This is a genomic window from Fodinibius sediminis (assembly GCF_900182555.1).
GTDB lineage: Bacteria > Bacteroidota > Rhodothermia > Balneolales > Balneolaceae > Fodinibius > Fodinibius sediminis.
The window spans coordinates 1-4050 of sequence record NZ_FXTH01000038.1 but is presented as its reverse complement, the minus strand read 5'-3'; the positions used below and the strand labels follow the sequence as shown (position 1 = coordinate 4050).

Sequence of the window (4050 nt, the reverse complement as noted above, 5' to 3'; positions counted from 1 at the left end):
GCCGTGGCTTCTTCCGAATTCTTGCTTATGTGTGGTCAATTGCGTTGCTTGCAATAAAAACGTTGGCCCTACGCCGCTTAAACGCGGGGTCGTTAGTTTGCCCGCCGGCCTTCACGTCTTGTCGGTAAGGGGGTTTGCTTCATTTTTTGCTTCTCCTAAGGCCTAAAAATTATTCACTTTTTTGCACTTTTTGTGATGTGCTTTTATCGGGGTACAAGTCTGCACCAATGCCACTTTTAGCGGAGCTAAGTTTTGCCCTCGTGGTTGGCCGAGTATCCTTGCTTTTTTTGCAGCTACCGTTGGTGCTCCTGCCCTTCCCGAACGCCTGGTTCGCGGTTTGTCCTGGCCGTCGGGGCTATTTCCGTTGGTTGCTCGCTGTGGTTTGTTCTTTGTTTTACCGCAAAAGGTGCTGTTTTCACACCTGCTGGCCCCAAACTAACAAGGCGTTTCAAGCGGACGCACCTCGCCCTCTCCTGCCACTTTTTGGGGTTTTGGCTCTCCGTTCGTTAATTAACTAATCAACGTTACATCGTGCGCAGCTTAAACGCTGGGTCGTTATACCATTTTAATTTCATTAAGTAGACTAGATTGTATGAAAAACATTCTAGAACTAAATGCAGAAGATGCTAGATCTTATTTTTTAAAACAAGAAAGTTATAGCAGTATTGATCTGCCATATTACTTCAATTTCCAAAACCTCCTTGAAGAAGTATCGAAAATACTTTCTGGACATAGGCTATCCGATTTTAGACAAGAAACCCCAAGAGATTTTGAGCATGTTAACTACCAATTAGTTTCAAATAAAGATGGAAAATATGCTTGGCGACCATTCCAATTAATTAATCCTGCTATTTATGTTTCTCTTATAAATAACATCACTAAGGAAAAAAATTGGAATCTCATCAAGAATCGATTTGAAGAATTTCAAAAAGAAAGTCGTATTGAATGTCATAGTCTACCCGTACTTTCCGAATCAGAAAAAAGGTCGGATAAATCTGCCCAGATTTTAAATTGGTGGCAAAGGGTAGAACAACGGTCTATAGTTTAAGCTATGGACTATAGGTTCGTAATACATTCTGACATTACGGATTGTTACGGCTCTATTTATACTCATTCGATATCATGGGCTTTGCATACTAAAAAGGAAGCCAAGAAAAGAGAAAACAGAAATAACAATTCCTTTATCGGAGTTGTTATCGACAAACATTTACAAGATATGAGCCATGGGCAAACCAATGGTATCCCACAAGGAAGTACATTGATGGACTTCATTTCTGAAATTGTTTTAGGTTATGTAGACCTATTACTTGCAGAAAAGCTATCCGTACTTGATATCGAAGATTACAAAATCTTACGATATCGTGACGATTACCGAATTTTCACAAAGGAATCTTACGAAGCTGAACGAATAACTAAAGAGCTATCAGAAATATTATCTAATCTAGGTTTAAGGCTTAATCCTGATAAAACGAGAGCTTCAGATGATATAGTCAAGAGTTCAATAAAACCGGATAAAAGATACTGGATTAGCAATAGAAGGATTGCAGAGAATAAACAAAAATGGCTTATTCAACTTTATTTATTATCAGAAAGGTATCCGAATTCTGGCACTATCGATACTCAAATGAGAGAGTTTTTAAAAGTGCTTAAGAAATCTAAAAAGAAGGACCGAAATTTAGAAACCTTAATCAGTCTTGTCACAGAAATTGCGCTCCGAAATCCTAGAGTTACGCCATCGGCAATAGCTATCTTAAGTATTTTTATTAACCGATTACCGAATAAAAAAGAGAAGCTAAAAATTGCTAAAAAAATTAGACAAAAATTTAATCAAGTCCCCAATTCATCGTTTATGATGGTTTGGTTCCAACGCCTAAACCTTAAAATCAATAAAACTGAAAAGTATAAATTACCTTTATGCAAGAAGGTTGGTGGTTCTAAAGAAAAAATATGGAATTGCGAATGGTTAGAAGGTGACCTTAAAAAAGTTATTGATGAAGCAACTATCGTTGAAGAATCTAAAATTAAAAAAGCTAGATCCAAACTTGCTGAGAAGGAGATTGATAAAATTATTACGAAGAAAAACTATTACAATTAATTTTCAAGCAAAAATGGTATAACCCGCCTTTAGATTACTCCTAAGAAAAAATGACTTACTTTGGTGGTATAATCCGCTACTGGACCCGCCGGGGTGACCTAGATAACCCGCTAGCTTTCGAGCTATCATGCGTATGAGTCCCCGGCAGAATTCCAGACCAGAAGGCACTAGTTAGAATGTAAGCCCAACGGGCTCGTAAAGGTAATAGTGTCTGGTCTTATCCAGTAAGCGGCATATCTTCACTAGTTAATATAGGGGAAAACCTCATGGAAGCCAGCTATTATATAGGTATTGATATCTCAAAACAACGGTTGGATTGGCAGATAAACGACACCCAAAACACTGAACTCGCAACCGGCCAAGCTTCAAATACCCCAAAAGGGATCCACAAGATGATAGGCCAATGGAAACGGGGAAAGATCTCCCTGGATGAGCTCATCGTCTGCTTTGAGCATACAGGGCCGTACGGCCTTTTGTTGGCCACGATCTTAGAGCAGTCTGGTATTTGTTATGTGATGGTTTCGGCAGCTGAGGTTCAACTTTCATTAGGTATTCGTCGAGGGAAATCGGATCCCATTGATGCTGGGCGCTTGGCGGAATACTTGTGGCGCTTCCGGGACCGATTGGCTCCCAGTCACTTGCCATCCAAGATGTTATTGGAGTTGCGTGGTTGGTTGCTGTGGCGGGAAAAGCTGGTGAAAATGCGAACAGCCTTAACCAATGGCATCAAAGCAAACTCCCTTACCAGCCAAGTAGCGGATCTGGACGAAATAAATGAGCAGATGCAATCCCAGCATGATGGGTTGACTACACAACTAAAACAGGTCGATCGAAAGATTCTTAGCCTCCTCCGCAGGTACAATGCCATTGAAGGCCAATATGATCTGCTCGTAAGCATTCCCGGCCTTGGTCCAATCATTGCCGGTTGGCTGCTGGTCTATACGGAAGGATTTACCCGTTTTGCCAATGCCAGGCAACTGGCCTGTTTTGTGGGCAGCGCCCCGTTTCCACGGCAGTCAGGCCAACACAAGAGCCCCGACCGAGTCAGCCAGTGGCGGTGCCAACGGCTAAAGTCGTTGTTGGGGAATGGCGTACACTCGGCCATCCAATATGACCCGGAGCTGAGGGGGTATTACAAACGAAAATGCGATGAAGGGAAACATCCGCAAAGCGTACGAAATGCGGTCATCTGTAAACTACTTTATCGGGTCTTTGCCGTTATTGATCGAGGCACCCCATACGTAAAAATACAGCAGCATAAAGCCGTAAAATAACTTGACTTACTCTTAGAATACGCATTAACGCGGACGCACCTCGCCAATTCTCTGCCCCTCTTGGTTTTAAGCCTTTGCTTTCGTTAGTTGCTAATTCAACATTAATCCGTGCGCCGGTTATGCGCCATGTCGTTAGTTTGCCCGCCGGCCTTCTCTGTTTGTCGTTTACGTTTGGTCGGTTTTTTGCTTTTCAAAATTTGGTTAACATTTCACCACTTTTGCCCCGGTTTTCCAGTTGCCACTCTTTCGCTACAAATCTGCACCAGTGCTACTTTTAAAATGTCGCAATTTTGCCCTCGTGGTTGGTGACGTATTCTTGCTTTTACAACGGAAAATCTTGGTGCAAAAGCCGTTGTTTCAACCGCCTATCTCCCGTTTTGTTGTGGCCGTTGGGCTAAAATTCTTCTTGCGTCCCCTTTTCGTTTTGTCGTTTTAACCAACAAATTGCTTACTCCAAACTTTCTGCCACCAAACTAACCCGCGCTTTAAGGGGACGCGCCTCGCCTATTCTCTGCCAACTTTTTGGTTTTTCAACTCTCCATTCGTTATTTAGCAATCAACAAACTTTCGCGCGCTCCTTAAGCGCAATGAACTGTGTTTAAAGTCAAGCAACCAATGCCTTTTTTTTGTTGAACGCTTCGCACCTCTTACCAACGGCAAAAGCTTGTCGCAACAGTTTGT

The 4050-nt window shown here is 42.1% G+C and carries 3 protein-coding genes; all 3 read left to right on the top strand.

From position 1 onward, the window contains the following. Nucleotides 1-592: 592 nt before the first annotated feature. The 3 genes from FN808_RS18700 (at nt 593) to FN808_RS18690 (ending at nt 3369) form a co-directional block, all read left to right on the top strand. A complete protein-coding gene (locus FN808_RS18700) occupies nt 593-1048 on the top strand; it encodes a hypothetical protein (RefSeq protein ID WP_142716143.1) in 456 nt (151 codons plus the stop codon). A gap of 3 nt (nt 1049-1051) precedes the next feature. Next, nucleotides 1052-2095 carry an RNA-directed DNA polymerase gene (locus tag FN808_RS18695; protein ID WP_142716142.1) on the top strand — a complete coding sequence of 348 codons (1044 nt, stop codon included), beginning with the start codon at nt 1052-1054 and terminating at the stop codon, nt 2093-2095. Nucleotides 2096-2361: 266 nt separating this feature from the next. Next, nucleotides 2362-3369, top strand: coding sequence for an IS110 family RNA-guided transposase (locus FN808_RS18690; RefSeq protein ID WP_142716141.1), 1008 nt, complete (start codon nt 2362-2364; stop codon nt 3367-3369). Nucleotides 3370-4050: the final 681 nt, after the last annotated feature.